This window comes from Chitinophaga arvensicola, from assembly GCF_900110835.1.
Taxonomy (GTDB): Bacteria; Bacteroidota; Bacteroidia; order Chitinophagales; family Chitinophagaceae; genus Chitinophaga; species Chitinophaga arvensicola.
The window spans coordinates 2,778,492-2,794,440 of record NZ_FOJG01000001.1 but is presented as its reverse complement, the minus strand read 5'-3'; the positions used below and the strand labels follow the sequence as shown (position 1 = coordinate 2,794,440).

Sequence of the window (15,949 nt, the reverse complement as noted above, 5' to 3'; positions counted from 1 at the left end):
AGATATAATAAATTCAATATACTAACTCACCATCAGGCTACAGCCTCTCAATGCAGAGTTATCCAGGCGGCCCAGTACTTCAAAGCGGCCATCGGCATGGATGCGACCAATATCTTCTGTAGCAATGAAGGCACAGGAGTAAATATTGGCCAGGTCAATTACATTCATCACCCCGGCGCCTTTACCGGCAGTTAACTGGAAAGGATCATTCTCGTCACGCAGCAATACCTTCATCCAGGCGGGTGTTTCAAACAAACCATCACACCTGGAATAGGCCTGCGACAATAGTTCTGTCATACCGTATTCCGCGTGGATACAGTCGGCCCCCAGTCTTTCTTTCAGGAAAGCATGTACTTCCTGACGGGTCCATTCCTCCCTTCTGCCCTTCATCCCCCCCGTTTCCATCACGATCGTATGCTTCAGTGAAAGAGTATACTGCTCTGCAAAATCCAGCAGTCCGAAGGTAACGCCGATCAGCAGCACCTTCTGGCCCCGGGCTTCCAGCGCCTGCAGTTGTTGGAACAACTTATCATGCTCATATAAATAAAAGCCGCTTTCCTCATGACCGCTACGGATGGTCATTTCCTGTACCATACGCACCAGGGAAGAGTGTTGCCGTTCCAGGTAAGATGGCAGCAGGCCCAGCACCACATAATCACTCACAGGCCCATAGAACTGTTCAAAAGCCGTCATGAAACTCCGGGTATAAATAGCAGAATGCTTTACCAGGTGACGGCTGTTTACCGTTTGCGTGGTACCACTGCTCTCAAATACCAGTTCCGGTTCAAACCGGCCACATGTAACTGTATGGGATTTAAAAAACTGTATCGGGAGATAGGGGATGTCGAGGATACTTTTTACGGATGCCGGCCGGATGCGCAGGGCATCCGTGTAGGCCCTGTACAGCTCATTTTCCTGGTACTGGTACTGAAACAGCTCCAGGGCAGCGGCTTCCAGCCCGTTTTCGGTCAGTGAAAATATATGTTCCGGTGATACGGCGGTCATGTATGGCGCTATTTAAAATCGCACAAAGTTAGGTAGAAGAATAAATCTATCCGCAGTAAGTAACAATTGTCATAAAAAAACGTTTTTAACTGGATGGATAGCGATAACTGAATATTTGTATATTTCCTAAATTAATGTAGGTTTGTTTTATGAAGAAAATTCTGTTTTTGTTCCTGCTGGCCGGGTTATTTTATGCCTGTAAAAAGGATAGTATAGGTACCAAGCCCATTCTGAGCTTCAAGTCATATTCCATCGACAGTGTGATTTCCAGTACGCAACAGATGGTACTTACGATGAACGTAGAGGACGGAGACGGAGACATTGAAGATTCTATCTGGATCGGTCCTGTATTCAAGAGCAATGGCCCCAATGCAGATACCTTCTACTCCGTGAAGAAGATGGGGGATATCGGCGCCAACAAAGGCAACAAAGTAAAAGCAGAAGTACAGATACTGCTCAGATCCATTGAATTCAAACTGGTGCAGAATACAGGCGTAGACAGTATCCACTTCGTGGTATTTGTCAGAGACAATGCCGGTCATTTCAGCGATACCATTTCCACGCCGAAAATACCTTATAACTACTAATTTATCATACATTTACAATGTAGCGGGGGATTCCTTTCATTAAAGGAATCCTTTTTATTTTTAGCTTTACTTTTCATTTTTAGCATATGGATAAAATAGAAGAATTACAGTCAAAGATAGCCGAAGCCATGCTGGGCGGAGGAGATGTACGCATTGCCTCCCAGCACAAGAAAGGTAAACTGACCGCCCGCGAACGGCTTCAGTTGTTGATGGATGAAGGTTCTTTCGAAGAACTGGATATGCTGGTCACCAACCGTAACCGTGGCCTTACCGCCGACCAGGAACAGTTCCTCGGCGACGGGGTAGTTACCGGTTATGGCACCATCCACGGGCGCCTGACCTATGTTTTCTCCCAGGACTTCACCGTTTACGGCGGTAGCTTATCCGAACCACATGCCCGCAAAATCTGCAAGGTCATGGACCTCGCCATGCAGAACGGCGCTCCCCTGATCGGATTAAACGACAGCGGCGGCGCACGTATCCAGGAAGGTGTGGTAAGTCTTGGCGGCTATGCAGACATCTTCTACCGCAATACACGGGCTTCCGGCGTGATCCCTCAGATCTCCGCCATCATGGGCCCCTGCGCAGGCGGCGCCGTATACTCCCCTGCCATCACCGATTTTATCCTGATGGTAGAACAAACCTCCTATATGTTTGTCACCGGACCTAACGTTGTAAAAACCGTTACCCACGAAGAAGTGACATCAGAAGAACTGGGTGGCGCACAAACCCATGCTTCCAAAAGCGGGGTAACGCATTTTGCCTGTGCCAATGAAATAGAATGTATCCAGTATATCAAACAACTCCTGAGCTATGTACCGCAGAACTGTGAGGAAACAGCGCCGGTATATCCTTATGAACCTGGTAACGAAATCCGCGATGCACTGAAAACACTGATCCCGGAACATCCGAATCAGCCATACGATATGAAAGAAGCTATTGAGCAGATCACCGACAGTGGCAGCTTCTTTGAAGTACATAAAAATTTTGCAGAAAATATGATCGTGGGTTTTGCCCGCATTGCCGGACGCAGCATAGGGATCGTTGCCAATCAGCCTGCCCACCTGGCCGGCGTACTGGACATCCACGCTTCTGTAAAAGGTGCGCGGTTCACCCGTTTCTGTGATGCCTTCAATATCCCGTTACTGGTATTGGTGGATGTTCCCGGCTTCCTGCCCGGCACCGACCAGGAATGGAATGGTATTATCACCAATGGCGCCAAACTGCTGTATGCTCTCAGTGAAGCCACCGTTCCCAAGCTCACGGTTACCACCCGTAAAGCCTATGGCGGCGCTTATTGCGTGATGAACTCCAAACATATCGGCGCCGATATGAACTTCGCATTCCCACAGGCCGAAATTGCCGTAATGGGTGCAAAAGGCGCGGTAGAAATCATCTTCAAAAAAGAAATCGACGCCGCCCCGGATCCGGAAACACGTATGAATGAACTGGTGGCAGACTACACCGAAAGATTCGCCAACCCTTACCTGGCGGCGGAAAAAGGATATATCGATGAAGTGATCAAACCGGAAATGACCCGTATCAAACTGATCAAGGCTTTTAAAATGCTGGAAAATAAAGTAGTAAATATGCCCAGGAAAAAACACGGCAATATACCTTTGTAGCAAATAGGAGCTGGTGACTGCTATCAGTGGCCAGCTCCTGAAAGCTGAACATATGCTTCGTAGCCTTTTCAATTTTATTCTTTTCACCTCCATCTATATTTCCGGATGTGCACTCGGGATGATCTGGCAAACCAATCAACTGCTGGATCTGCACTATCCCAAAAACACTTTCTATCTTTTCGTTTTCTTTTCCACCATCTGCAGCTATAACTTTCACTGGTATCTGACTCCCGGCGCCTATTCCGCTTCGGAAAGGATGCAATGGGGCAACCGTCACCGTACCCTGATGCTCGCTCTCTGCGGTGTGGGCATGCTCGGCTCTTTATGGTTCTTCTGGCAACTGCGGGAACATTGGCTGGTACTTAGCGGCAGCGTTATTCTCACTTTTTTATATTCGGCCCCCAAAGTACCCCACAAAGCCTTCCGCTGGCTCAGTAAAATCGCTATCGGTAAAACGCTGTTCCTTACCTTCGTATGGACTTATGTAACCACACTGCTACCTGCACTGGTAGCCGGTAATACCACTACCGCACCGGTCATATTCCTGACCCTGCACCGCTTCACCCTCATCTATGCCATCTGCATCCTGTTCGATTACCGCGACCTGGAGTCCGACCGTAAAGAAGGCATCCGCAGCCTGATCACCGCACTGGATGAAAAAAACCTGAACCGGTTGTATTATTTCTCCCTGCTGCTGGCCGCCGTGAGCGCAGGTCTGATGGGCCCTTTCACCACCCTGCCGGCAATTGCCACGCTGATGGTACCCGTTATTGCCACCGCACTGATTACCCACAAAGCACATCATGATGATTCGGATTACCTGTTCTACTTTGTACTGGATGGCTTCATGGCATTATCTGCCGTTCTCTACTGGCTGATCTCCTGGTAAGCAGATGGAGTAAGACAATATCCGCGTTTTCCTTACATTTGCGGGGTCTCAATCTCCAAATATTATGTCTAAAAAACAGAAATCCATATTTAACAAGGAATCACTGACATTCCTGCAGAATTATCTGAATAACCCATCTCCTACCGGTTTTGAGAAAGAAGGACAAAAACTCTGGCTGAAATACCTGACTCCTTACATCGATGAACATTTCGTAGATCCTTACGGTTCTGCCGTGGGTGTGATCAATCCCAAAGCGGAATTCAAAGTGGTGATAGAAGCGCATGCAGATGAGATCTCCTGGTTTGTAAATTACATTTCACCGGATGGCCTGATCTATGTAATCCGCAACGGAGGCTCCGATCAGCAGATTGCACCTTCCAAAAGGGTAAATATCCATACAGAAAAAGGTACCGTAAAAGCAGTATTCGGCTGGCCGGCTATCCATACCCGCATCCGTAGCGGCGATGGTAAAGAACCACAACCAAAGGTGGAAAACATCTTCCTGGATTGTGGCGCACGCTCCCGCAAAGAAGTGGAAGACCTGGGCATCCATGTAGGCTGCGTATGTACGTTTGAAGATGGTTTCGAGGAACTGAACTACGACTACTATATCTGCCGCGCTATCGATAACCGCATCGGTGGTTTCATGATCGCAGAAGTAGCCCGCCTGCTGAAAGAAAAGAAACAACAACTGCCTTTCGGATTATATATCGTGAATGCCGTACAGGAAGAAGTAGGTTTACGCGGCGCAGAAATGATTGCCAAACGTATCAAACCAAATGTGGCCATCATTACCGACGTAACGCATGATACCACTACACCGATGATCAACAAGAACATTGAAGGAGAAATTAAATGTGGCGGTGGTCCGAGTATCACTTACGGTCCTGCTGTACATAACATCCTCCGTGATCTCATTATCAAAACAGCGAAGAAAAACGATATTCCTCACCAGCTGCACGCCGTAAGCCGCAGCACCGGAACCGATACCGATGCATTCGCCTACAGCAATGATGGTACGCCTTCGGCCCTCATCAGCTTACCCCTGCGTTATATGCACACGACAGTGGAAATGGTGAAGAAAGATGATATTGAAAACACTATCCAGCTGATTTATCAGACCCTGCTCAATATCACACCAAAGACTAATTTCCAGTACCTGTAATAGCAGGAGAACGTGTTATTAACCTATAGATAACAGCTATCTTATAGGGATGGGTTATATGGCGCCGAACTATATTTTAGATACGGCTTTACTAGGGCTGGGCGCTACATGGCCATCGCAAAAAAAGGGCACCTAACGGAATGAGGTGCCCTTTTTATATCATCTTTGCCGTTTTTTAATTTTTGAAGAAGTCGGCCGCCCTGCTTACCTGCTCTACCCAGGCGCCTGAAGAAGGCTGCATTACATACTCGCTCAACCCCACCCTGTTAGCTCCCGGTGCCCAATCGTAGGTATAGCCTAACCTCGTCCATGGATAATGTGCATCCGTTGCCGATGTTAACGGGCGGTAATAAGCAAAAATAATGTAGTTGTTAAACCACGTGGTAAAATCCGCTGATACGCCGCTGACAGGTACAGCCCCGGTGGTTTTGGTGGTAATAGACGGATTACCGGCCGGGCGGTACAATCTCGACGCATTCACCCACATGGTAGCGATATGCGTATTTGTTTTCGCATTCACCGGTGGTAATCCAAGTAACTGGCAGATACGTGTAATCGTATCCGATGTAGGTGTAAAACCTGGCCCGATGCGGGTTTTCATCTGCTTCGGAATAAACAGCCAGGATTCTCCCCATACCGTATTGATGGAATCACCTACCGGATAACTGGATGGAAAGCGCATAAAGGTGCCCATTAATACATACGGCTGACCATTGATTGTTTTCCATTGCAGATCAGGGTTGTCTGGCGTGATAGGCCACAACGCATCCGTGATCTCACTGCTGTCTGCAATCATGGCGTTATCTACTGCCTGGGCGTAGAGTTGATCCATGGTGTAAACAGGTGGCTTTGGTTCCGGGGTGTTGTCATCTTTACTACAACTGGAAAATGCCATGGCGGCAAACAGGAAAAGTACGGACAGCTGACTGCCCAGGGGTAAATGTTTCATAGAAGTGGTTACTGGTTATTAAATTGAGTTCCGCAATTAACTGTATTTCAACAGTATTAGCAAATTTTGCTCAATTTAACAACGCGTGCTCCCGGCGCTTTCTACAAATCATTCATCCCGAAATACTCCACCCCCAGCTGATATCCTTTCAGTCCGAGCCCGCAGATGCAACCGATACATTTTGGCGCAATCAGGGAAGTATGACGGAATTCCTCGCGTGCATATACGTTGCTGATATGAATTTCCATCACCGGTGTTTTAATGCCTGCAATAGCATCCCGGATGGCAATAGAAGTATGTGTATACGCGCCGGCATTCAGCAACACGCCATCATAGGAAAATCCTACTTCATGCAGATAGTTTACCAGCTCTCCTTCCACATTACTCTGGAAGTAAGTAAAATTTACTGCCGGAAATTGTTGCTGGAGATGTTTGAAATACTGTTCAAAAGATTCACTGCCGTAGATACCGGTTTCACGCTTGCCGAGCAGGTTCAGATTAGGGCCGTTTATTATCGCTATTTGCATGATAATGGTTATAAGATGAAAAATGTGGAACCAAGATAATTAATCCTGTTTATTATTACTATCGCTTCCCCAGCGGTAAGTCGACTGTTCAATGCCGGCCAGGTCAATGATGCGGTCTACCACCGTGGCGGCCATTTCTTCCATGCTGGCAGGGAGACTGTAAAAAGAAGGAGTAGCAGGACAGATAATACCACCGGCCAGTGTCACCGTTTCCATATTTTTGATATGAACCAGGTTATAGGGTGTTTCCCGGACTACACAAATAAGTTTGCGTCTTTCTTTCAGCACAACATCGGCTGCACGTGTAATTAAATCGTTGGAAATACCAGTGGCGATGCGCCCCAGGGTGCCCATAGAACAAGGGCAGATGATCATGGTATTAAAGCGGCCGGACCCGGAAGCAAACGGCGCGTGAAAATCCTGTTGGGTATAAAACCGGAAGGGGAGCTGTTTATAATCTTCGTTTCTCAGCTCTGTTTCCCAGACCGTTTTGGCGTTTTCTGTCATCACCACAGCTACCTGATCTAGCTGTGCCTGGGCTGCGTGCAGCTTCTGCAACAACTGACGGGCATAGATAGAACCACTTGCCCCGGTAACTGCTACTACTATACGATGTTTCATTGGCTATGCTGTTGAACTTACAAAGCTAGCCCATTTGGATGGTTATATACCAGCCTGTGCAACAATTTCATCCATCAATATACCGCTGTGACTTTCATTGTACACGCATTCACCGTTGCGGATCACCAGTACCTGCGGAGATTCGTGCGGCACCTGGTATAATTCCGCTATTTTGTTGGAAACCGGCCTGTAGGAGATCAGGTCCAGGTAATAAAACGTTAACCCATCCGGTGCAGCTGCCCGCTCCAACCTGGCTTTGGCCATCGAACTGATAGAGCATCGCGTGCTGTGTTTAAAAATGGCTACCGGCTGATGTGCAGATGCAGCATTGATTTCAGATAGTTGTTCCTCGCTGGTTAACGTTTTCCAATTCATTTAACATGCTTTGTTATGTTCTATCGCAGGCGACTTAGCCATGCCCTTCATCGGACAGCCTAATTTCTGATGGCTTGCGCAGGACGTTAAGAAAGCGGCAAAGATACAAACCATAGCGGTGTAGCCCAAAATTCTTACATAAGATTGCATACTGGCAGTTTTAAATAATTTATGACTAAAACGAAATTTCACAGGAAATATGATACGACCACTTTTTTAATCGTCTTTTGTAACGTTATTTTGCAAATATAGAAAATACATTAAAAAAAACAACAATGTAATTTTCGGTCCGCCGAAAATATCCAGCGTTATGACAAAAGTACATTTTATTGCCGTAGGAGGCAGCGTGATGCATCAGTTGGCCATTGCGCTCAAAAATAAAGGTTACCAGGTAACCGGCAGTGACGATGAAATATTCGAGCCGGCATTGTCAAACCTGCGGCAGGCGGACATTCTACCCGCCTCTACCGGCTGGAACGCCGACAGTATAACGCCGGATCTGGATGCGGTAATCCTGGGCATGCACGCCCGGGAAGACAATCCCGAACTAATAAAAGCCCGGGAATTGCACCTGAAGATCTACTCTTTCCCGGAATACATCTACCAGGAAAGTAAAAATAAAACACGGGTAGCCATCGGGGGAAGTCATGGTAAAACTACCACCACCGCCATGGTCATGCACGCCCTTCAATTGAACCACCAGGCTTTCGATTACCTGGTAGGCGCCCGGCTGGAAGGCTTTGCCCAGTCGGTTAACATCACTGACGCGCCCGTTATTGTATGCGAAGCAGATGAATATCCCGCTTCCGCTATCGAAAAACGGCCCAAATTTCACTTCCTACACCCGCAGATCGCTGTATTGACGGGCATCGCCTGGGATCACATCAATGTATTTCCTACTTACGATATCTATAAAGAACAGTTTGCCATCTTTATCCGCCAGATGGAAGCCGGCCAGGTATTGATTTACAACAATACCGACGAAGAACTGGTAAACCTGGTAACCGCTACCGGCGGGCACCTGAAGCTGATCCCCTACGGATTACCGGCGCATACCATCCGCAACGGTGTTACCAGCGTCAGCTTCGGCGATGCATCCGCCAACCTGGAAGTGTTTGGCGACCACAACCTGCTGAACCTTCATGCGGCAAAACTCGTTTGTAATGAGCTGGGCGTATCCGATGCGGAATTCCTGGCGGCAATTGCTACCTTTAAGGGCGCTGCAAAGCGGCTGGAACTGGTAGCAAAAGACGATCATTGCGTAATTTACCGTGATTTTGCACACGCTCCTTCCAAGGTAAAAGCTACCATGGAAGCCACAAAGCACCAGTTTCCCGACCGGAAACTGATAGCCGTACTGGAATTACACACCTATAGCAGTTTAAATGCGGATTTCCTGGAACAATACCACGGCGCACTGGATACAGCCGATACCGCCGTTGTGTTTTACAGCAAACACGCACTGGAAATAAAGAGAATGCCGGATCTGGCACCGGAACTGATTGCACAGCGGTTTGGCCGTAATGACCTCCACGTTTTCCACAACCGGGAAAAACTGGAAGCTTTTCTGGCCGCTCAGTCCTACCAGGACGCCAACCTGCTGCTGATGAGCTCCGGCACCTATGATGGCCTCGATTTCAGCAAACTGAAAGCATTATTGCCGTCGAACCATTAAACAAATTGAAAAATTTCTAAATTTAATATAATGCCTTCTTTGCTCCTCAAAAGGCCCCTGGCCGTAATCGATCTGGAAACCACCGGTACCAACGTGGCCACCGATCGTATCATTGAAATTGCTATCATTAAAGTGTTTCCGGACAAGAGCACACAGTCCAAAGTGAAACGTATTAACCCGGGAATGCCGATCCCTGCAGGATCAACAGCAATTCATGGTATTAAGGACGAGGATGTAAAAGATGCCCCTACCTTCAAACAGGCTGCCCACGAACTCAAACAGTTCATGGACAATTGCGACCTGGCCGGATACAACTCCAACCGCTTCGATATTCCGTTGCTGGTTGAAGAATTTCTCCGGGCAGATATTGAATTTGATGTATCTAAACGCAAATTCGTAGACGTACAACGGATTTTCCACCTGATGGAGAAACGTACCCTCGGCGCCGCCTATAAATTCTACTGCGATAAGTTGCTGGAAAATGCCCACAGCGCAGAAGCAGACGCCCTGGCTACCTACGAGATCCTGGAAGCCCAGCTGGGCCGCTACGAACAGCTGCAACAGGATATTGATTCCCTGGCCGATTTTACCCGGGAAGAAGATTATATCGACTTTGCACGCCGCCTCGTGATGCAGGGCGGACAGGAAGTATTTAACTTTGGTAAATATAAAGGCCGTCCGGTAAGAGACGTGCTAAAGGCAGAACCTCAGTATTACGACTGGATGATGAAAGCGGATTTTCCGCTTAATACCAAACAGAAACTGACTGAGATCTTCCATAATATGATGTTAAAAAAAATGTAATGTTATCGGGGAACGTCATATCTTGCGCCGAAATTGAACTATTTTCGCAGTCCAAAAACATCATCTGCTGAATTGGAAAAGCTTGTCATCATTCCTACGTACAATGAAAAGGATAACATCCGGAACATCATTGACGCTGTATTTTCCTTACAGGAGAATTTTCATGTCCTCATCGTGGATGACGGATCACCCGACGGTACCGGTGCGATTGTAAAATCATTACAACAGCAACATCCCAACGAATTATTCCTGGAAGAAAGATCCGGCAAACAAGGTCTGGGCACCGCTTATATCCATGGTTTCAAATGGGCGCTGGCCAGAGGCTATCAGTATATCATTGAAATGGACGCCGATTTTTCACACAATCCGAAAGATCTGCCCCGCCTGTATGCCGCCTGCGCCAAAGACGGAGCAGATGTATCCGTAGGTTCCCGCTATGTAAAAGGCGGTAAAACCGAAAACTGGCCCTGGGACCGTGCTGTATTATCTTATGGCGCCTCCATTTATGTAGGCATGATCACCTGGATGCCCGTAAAAGACCCGACCGCAGGATTTGTATGCTACCGCAATACCGTACTCGAAGCCATTAACCTGGACCAGATACAGTTTGTAGGCTACGCTTTCCAGATTGAAATGAAATTCACTGCGTGGAAGCTCGGCTTTACCATAAAAGAAGTACCCATTACCTTCAAAGACAGGAAAGAAGGCTATTCCAAAATGAGCAAAGGCATTGTAAAAGAAGGTATTCTCGGAGTACTTAAAATACAATGGCAAAGCCTCTTCCGGAATTATAAAGGAAGGGTACAGAACTAATATATCATTTCACATCGCATAGCATTTAGGGACCTGCTCATTTCATTCAAATGAAACAGGTCCCTAAATACATTTAACGGAACATGAAGAAAGCATTTCTCCAGTTACATCTCTCCGTATTTCTGGCTGGATTTACAGGCATACTTGGTAAGGTAATTTCTCTCAACGAAGGATTACTGGTGTGGTACCGGTTACTGATCACCTCCGTTACACTCTACATTTTATTCCGCCTGCGGGGTACCTTCAAAAAGCTGCCCTGGAAAGATATTCTGCCTATCGGCAGCACCGGCGTTATCGTAATGCTGCACTGGTTATTCTTCTATGGCAGTATCAAATATTCCAATGTATCCATCGGTGTGGTCTGTTTTTCACTGACCAGCCTGTTCACTGCTATCTTTGATCCGCTGATCAACCGGCGCCGCTTTGATGTGGCCGAAATGCTCCTCAGTATGCTCACCCTGCTGGGGATACTGCTTATCTTCCACTTTGATACCCAGTACCGTACCGGCATTATCCTGGGTATTATTTCCGCTATGTTTGCCGCGCTGTTTACCGTTTTCAACAAACGGCTCATCAAACGTTTCGATACTTACACCATTACGTTTTATGAACTATCCAGCGGCTTCCTGGTGCTCACCGCACTGATGCCACTGTATATTTATTTCTTCCCGGTAGCCTCTCTCCTGCCGTCTTCCATGGACCTGGGGTACCTGTTCATACTGGCCTGGTTCTGCACCATCCTGATGTATTTGCTGAGTATGAGCGCACTCAAGAAGATCTCTCCGTTTACCGTCAATCTCTGTTACAACCTGGAACCTGTATACAGTATCATCCTGGCATTTGCACTGTTCCATGAAAACAAGTTCCTGAACAATGCCTTCTACGCCGGATTAGGCTGTATTATCCTCTCCGTAGGATTGCAGATGCTGCGTGTGGCCAGGGGCAAAGCAGTGGCATAGCCCGGCCGCTCATCCTCATTTATTCGTAACTTGGGCGCCGGAATTATTATTTTAGCGCTTATGAGAAAAGTTTTATTAGGGATGTCCCTCCTGGGATCAACCCTTTTTACCTATGCACAACAGCCTGCCAAAAAGCCGCTGGACCACAGTGTTTACGACAGCTGGCAAAGCATCGGCACTAAACTGATCAGTAACAACGGACAGTGGATAGTGTATGCAGTAATGCCGCAGGAAGGCGATGCCAGCCTGGTAATTTATGATCGTAAAACAGGACAATCTACCACCATTCCACGCGGCAGCAGCCCGGTTATTACGGAAGATTCCCGCTATGTGATCGCCAGCATCAAACCACTTTTTAAAGATACCCGCGAGGCAAAAATTAAAAAGAAGAAAGCCGCTGAGATGCCCAAGGATTCCCTGGCCATCATCACACTGGGACAACCCGGCATTCTGAAATTTCCAGGTGTAAAATCTTTTAAAACACCCGAAAAAGGTAGCGGATTGCTGGCTTATCTGCTCGAAAAACCAGCAGCCGACAGCGCTAAAACAAAAACCGGCAAGGTGGCCAAACCCGCAGCCGACGAGGATCGTGCAGACGATGATAAAACACCTGCCGCCGGCACAGAAAGCGGCCTGCTTGTGATCCGTCAGTTACAAAGCGGCACACAGGATACGATAAAAAATGTGACCGAATTTACGTTCAGTAAACCAGGCAATCAACTGCTCATAGAAACCAAAGCAGATAAGAAAGACTCTCTTTCCCGCAACGGCGTTATACTCTGGCACACCGCCGGCAGAAAAGCCACGGCACTGAGCAATGGTAACAGCGACTACAAACAGTTTGCATTCGATGAAAAAGGAGAACAGGCGGCTTACTTTGGTACCCGCGATTCTTCCAAAGCATTGCAGCAGTTCTATCGTTTGTATTACTTCAAAGCCGGACAGGACAGCGCTTATGAAGTAGCAGATAAAAATACCAGCGGTATCCCGGCCAACTGGAGTATCAGTCCCAACAGCCTGATTTATTTCAGCAAAGACGGACAACGCGTATTCTTCGGCACTGCTCCCATTCTCCCGGTGAAAGATACCAACATCGTGGATTTTGAAGTAGCCAAAGTAGATATATGGAACTATAAAGATGATTATCTGCAACCCATGCAATTAAAAAATGCAGATAAAGAATTGAAAAGAAGTTATGCCGCTGTGTATTATCCCGCCGGCAAACGCGTGATCCAGCTGAGTGACAAAGATCTCGAAACCGTGATCACGGCAGCGGAAGGCAACAGTACTTACGCCCTCGGCTATACGGATAAAGGCGAACGCATTCCCATGCAATGGGTAGGCCGCACCCTGAAAACAGGATACCTCGTTAACGTGAACGATGGTACGAGAAAAAAGATCAAAGAAAAGCTCGACGGTAATTTTTACATCTCCCCCAACGGGAAATATACGATCTGGTACGACCTCGCCAACCGCGAGTGGTTCAGCTATAGCAACGCCACCGGTACGATCGTTAACATCAGCAAAGGTATTCCCACCAAAGTGTATGATGAGGAAGATGATCATCCGGATGTACCCGAAGCCTATGGATTCGCAGGCTGGATGAAAGATGATAACGCCATCTACATTTACGACCGTTACGATATCTGGCAGGCCGATCCTTCCGGTAAAACCGCGCCAGTGAATATCACGCAGGGCGTGGGTCGCAAAGAACGCACCCGCTTACGTTACGTACGTCTCAACCCGGAGCAGAAATTCTTCCTGCCCGGTGATGTGCTTACGTTAACCGCATTCCAGGACAGCACCAAATACAATGGTTTCTATACCCTGGAACTGCCCCGTAAAAGTGGCAAAGCCACACTGAAGCAAACGGTACTCGGACCATACTCCTACACAGATCTGCAACAGGCAAAAGATGCCCGTGTATTTACGTATACCCGAAGCCGTTATGAACTCTCTCCGGATGTTTTTTCGGGAGATGACATTGCAAAAGCCACACAGATCAGTCATACCAATCCACAGCAGCAACAGTACAACTGGGGCACTGCATCGTTGTACAAATGGACTACTTTCAGCGGCAAACCGGCAGAAGGTATCCTCTATAAACCGGAAAATTTCGACAGCACCAGACAGTACCCGGTGATCTTTTATTTCTACGAGAAATTAACCGATGGACTGTATAGCTACCAGGCGCCGGCGCCTACACCTTCCCGTCTGAATATTTCCTTCTTTGTAAGCCGTGGTTACCTCGTGTTTGCACCGGACATCAGCTATGAAAATGGCTATCCGGGTAAAAGCGCCTACGATTATATCGTGAGCGCCGCAGAAGACCTGGCAAAAAAGCCCTGGGCTGATGGTAAAAATATGGGGATCCAGGGACAGAGCTGGGGCGGCTACCAGGTAGCCTACCTGATCACACAGACCAATCTTTTCAAAGCAGCATGGGCAGGAGCGCCGGTGGCCAATATGACCAGTGCCTACGGTGGTATCCGCTGGGAAAGTGGTATGAACAGACAGTTTCAGTACGAGCATTCCCAGAGCCGCATTGGTGCTACCTTATGGGAGAAACCTGAGCTGTACATCGAAAATTCTCCGTTGTTCAATCTTCCCCGTGTAAATACACCGGTAGCAATTATGTCGAACGATGCAGATGGCGCCGTTCCCTGGTACCAGGGCATTGAAATGTTTACCGGTTTACGTCGTTTAGGCAAGCCCGTTTGGTTGCTCAACTACAACAACGAAGCGCATAACCTGATGCAACGTCAGAACCGCAAAGATATTCAACGCAGAGAGCAACAGTTCTTCGACCATTTCCTGAAAGGAGCACCCGCACCACAATGGCTGGAAAGTGGCGTGCCTGCTACAGAAAAAGGCATTAACTGGGGCTGGGATCTGCAACAGTAAATAATACTACAATAACAAAAAACGCTGCAGGTTCCTTTCCGGAATCTGCAGCGTTTTTTGTTAATACGGATGAAAAGGTAGGTTGTTTTACAAGCGATGATGATATTTACAACATCTTTGAGGATGCCTAATCTTTATATCATTGCCGGCTGTAATGGCGCGGGAAAAACCACTGCCAGTTTCACCTTACTCCCGGGAATACTGGACTGCAAAGAGTTTGTAAATGCAGATATTATCGCTGCGGGCCTGTCTCCCTTTAACCCCGGAAGCATGGCCTTACCCGCCGGCCGGCTCATGCTAAAACGGATAAAAGAACTGATGCAGGCGAAAGTGGATTTTGCTTTCGAAACCACCTTAGCCACCAGAAGTTATGTTTCACTGATTGAAAAAGCCAAAGCCATCGGCTATACGGTGTCTCTCCTCTTTTTCTGGCTGGACTCTCCGGAGATGGCGCAGCAACGGGTATCCCAGCGCGTGCAGCAGGGTGGCCATCACATTCCCCACGAGGTAATCCGACGGAGGTATAGCCGGGGACTTCATAACCTGATGCATCTCTATACTTCCCTTTGTGATCATTGGATGATAGTTGACAACCGGAATACACAACCCCGTGAAATCATGTTAGGCACCGGTGAGCATACCGGCGATGTATGGGAAGCGCTCCCTCAGCATGCGGACACGCAACTATGGAAAACTACACAGGATCATGCTCTTGGAACACTCTCCCGGAAAATTATGCACGGATTAAAAATTGCCATGCAGCAACTGGTAGAAACCAATGCGGCGCGTAATCAACAGTTGGTGATCGGCGATCAGGAAGGGCATATCAGCAGGATAGCTGCCAGCGATTTATTACATACGGTGAGGTAAACAGGTAAAACAAGCAATGCCCAACCGGCTGCAAAACCGGTTTACTGGATGATGTCACCATTCAGATCAACTGAGAATCAGTCCCTTCCCCACTCTTCAAATATATTTTTCATAATATAAAACATTTAACATATATTTACAATAACATCGCCACTTAGCGTATGGTGTGATCTGCAGCGAT

15 protein-coding genes are annotated in these 15,949 nt (G+C 47.6%); 10 read left to right on the top strand and 5 right to left on the bottom strand.

All coding sequences use genetic code 11. The annotated features are described in order from the left end of the window. Positions 1 to 21: 21 nt before the first annotated feature. Positions 22 to 1,005, bottom strand: coding sequence for a LuxE/PaaK family acyltransferase (locus BMW79_RS11635; protein WP_089894858.1), 984 nt, complete (start codon positions 1,003 to 1,005; stop codon positions 22 to 24). Positions 1,006 to 1,154: 149 nt separating this feature from the next. On the opposite strand from BMW79_RS11635, the gene BMW79_RS11630 reads away from it, so the two are divergent. From BMW79_RS11630 to BMW79_RS11615, 4 genes are all read left to right on the top strand, one after another. Next, a complete protein-coding gene (locus BMW79_RS11630) occupies positions 1,155 to 1,592 on the top strand; it encodes a hypothetical protein (RefSeq protein ID WP_089894856.1) in 438 nt (145 codons plus the stop codon). Positions 1,593 to 1,678: 86 nt separating this feature from the next. Beyond that, entirely contained in the window at positions 1,679 to 3,217 is a 1,539-nt protein-coding gene (locus BMW79_RS11625) for an acyl-CoA carboxylase subunit beta (RefSeq protein ID WP_089894854.1), read from the top strand. 13 nt (positions 3,218 to 3,230) lie between these two features. Then, positions 3,231 to 4,106 carry a UbiA family prenyltransferase gene (locus BMW79_RS11620; protein ID WP_089894852.1) on the top strand — a complete coding sequence of 292 codons (876 nt, stop codon included), beginning with the start codon at positions 3,231 to 3,233 and terminating at the stop codon, positions 4,104 to 4,106. A 64-nt stretch (positions 4,107 to 4,170) separates the two neighbouring features. Beyond that, a complete protein-coding gene (locus BMW79_RS11615) occupies positions 4,171 to 5,271 on the top strand; it encodes a M42 family metallopeptidase (protein WP_089894850.1) in 1,101 nt (366 codons plus the stop codon). A 175-nt stretch (positions 5,272 to 5,446) separates the two neighbouring features. Here the strand turns inward: BMW79_RS11615 and BMW79_RS11610 are convergent, their stop codons facing one another. From BMW79_RS11610 to ytxJ, 4 genes are all read right to left on the bottom strand, one after another. After that, on the bottom strand, positions 5,447 to 6,220 hold the full coding sequence (locus tag BMW79_RS11610) for a hypothetical protein (RefSeq protein ID WP_089894849.1): 774 nt from the start codon (positions 6,218 to 6,220) through the stop codon (positions 5,447 to 5,449). Positions 6,221 to 6,321: 101 nt separating this feature from the next. Next, on the bottom strand, positions 6,322 to 6,747 hold the full coding sequence (aroQ, locus tag BMW79_RS11605; protein WP_089894847.1) for a type II 3-dehydroquinate dehydratase: 426 nt from the start codon (positions 6,745 to 6,747) through the stop codon (positions 6,322 to 6,324). A gap of 39 nt (positions 6,748 to 6,786) precedes the next feature. Beyond that, complete coding sequence (locus tag BMW79_RS11600) at positions 6,787 to 7,368, bottom strand: UbiX family flavin prenyltransferase (protein ID WP_089894845.1); 582 nt, start codon at positions 7,366 to 7,368, stop codon at positions 6,787 to 6,789. Positions 7,369 to 7,410: 42 nt separating this feature from the next. Beyond that, entirely contained in the window at positions 7,411 to 7,743 is a 333-nt protein-coding gene (gene ytxJ / locus BMW79_RS11595; protein WP_089894843.1) for a bacillithiol system redox-active protein YtxJ, read from the bottom strand. 310 nt (positions 7,744 to 8,053) lie between these two features. Between ytxJ and BMW79_RS11590 the strand changes: the two genes are divergently transcribed. From BMW79_RS11590 to BMW79_RS11565, 6 genes are all read left to right on the top strand, one after another. After that, on the top strand, positions 8,054 to 9,418 hold the full coding sequence (locus BMW79_RS11590) for a UDP-N-acetylmuramate--L-alanine ligase (RefSeq protein ID WP_089894841.1): 1,365 nt from the start codon (positions 8,054 to 8,056) through the stop codon (positions 9,416 to 9,418). 30 nt (positions 9,419 to 9,448) lie between these two features. After that, positions 9,449 to 10,222, top strand: a complete 774-nt coding sequence (locus BMW79_RS11585; RefSeq protein ID WP_089894839.1) for a 3'-5' exonuclease — start codon at positions 9,449 to 9,451, stop codon at positions 10,220 to 10,222. Between the two features lie 72 nt (positions 10,223 to 10,294). Further along, positions 10,295 to 11,035 (top strand): polyprenol monophosphomannose synthase, encoded by a 741-nt coding sequence (locus tag BMW79_RS11580; protein ID WP_089894837.1) that lies wholly within the window; start codon positions 10,295 to 10,297, stop codon positions 11,033 to 11,035. An 83-nt stretch (positions 11,036 to 11,118) separates the two neighbouring features. Continuing rightward, on the top strand, positions 11,119 to 11,994 hold the full coding sequence (locus BMW79_RS11575; RefSeq protein ID WP_089894836.1) for a DMT family transporter: 876 nt from the start codon (positions 11,119 to 11,121) through the stop codon (positions 11,992 to 11,994). Positions 11,995 to 12,054: 60 nt separating this feature from the next. Beyond that, positions 12,055 to 14,898 carry an alpha/beta hydrolase family protein gene (locus tag BMW79_RS11570; protein ID WP_089894834.1) on the top strand — a complete coding sequence of 948 codons (2,844 nt, stop codon included), beginning with the start codon at positions 12,055 to 12,057 and terminating at the stop codon, positions 14,896 to 14,898. Between the two features lie 123 nt (positions 14,899 to 15,021). Then, the gene (locus BMW79_RS11565) at positions 15,022 to 15,768 is read left to right on the top strand and encodes a zeta toxin family protein (protein WP_089894832.1); all 747 of its coding nucleotides are present in this window, start codon (positions 15,022 to 15,024) and stop codon (positions 15,766 to 15,768) included. The last annotated feature ends 181 nt before the right edge of the window (positions 15,769 to 15,949 follow it).

Bases quoted from the DNA above. Each gene is read 5' to 3' on its own strand.
- BMW79_RS11565 (WP_089894832.1), top strand. From the start codon at position 15,022: ATGCCTAATCTTTATATCATTGCCGGCTGTAATGGCGCGGGAAAAACC.
- BMW79_RS11600 (WP_089894845.1), bottom strand. From the start codon at position 7,368: ATGAAACATCGTATAGTAGTAGCAGTTACCGGGGCAAGTGGTTCTATC.
- aroQ (WP_089894847.1), bottom strand. From the start codon at position 6,747: ATGCAAATAGCGATAATAAACGGCCCTAATCTGAACCTGCTCGGCAAG.
- BMW79_RS11625 (WP_089894854.1), top strand. From the start codon at position 1,679: ATGGATAAAATAGAAGAATTACAGTCAAAGATAGCCGAAGCCATGCTG.
- BMW79_RS11615 (WP_089894850.1), top strand. From the start codon at position 4,171: ATGTCTAAAAAACAGAAATCCATATTTAACAAGGAATCACTGACATTC.
- BMW79_RS11585 (WP_089894839.1), top strand. From the start codon at position 9,449: ATGCCTTCTTTGCTCCTCAAAAGGCCCCTGGCCGTAATCGATCTGGAA.
- BMW79_RS11635 (WP_089894858.1), bottom strand. From the start codon at position 1,005: ATGACCGCCGTATCACCGGAACATATATTTTCACTGACCGAAAACGGG.
- BMW79_RS11570 (WP_089894834.1), top strand. From the start codon at position 12,055: ATGAGAAAAGTTTTATTAGGGATGTCCCTCCTGGGATCAACCCTTTTT.
- ytxJ (WP_089894843.1), bottom strand. From the start codon at position 7,743: ATGAATTGGAAAACGTTAACCAGCGAGGAACAACTATCTGAAATCAAT.
- BMW79_RS11575 (WP_089894836.1), top strand. From the start codon at position 11,119: ATGAAGAAAGCATTTCTCCAGTTACATCTCTCCGTATTTCTGGCTGGA.
- BMW79_RS11610 (WP_089894849.1), bottom strand. From the start codon at position 6,220: ATGAAACATTTACCCCTGGGCAGTCAGCTGTCCGTACTTTTCCTGTTT.
- BMW79_RS11590 (WP_089894841.1), top strand. From the start codon at position 8,054: ATGACAAAAGTACATTTTATTGCCGTAGGAGGCAGCGTGATGCATCAG.
- BMW79_RS11630 (WP_089894856.1), top strand. From the start codon at position 1,155: ATGAAGAAAATTCTGTTTTTGTTCCTGCTGGCCGGGTTATTTTATGCC.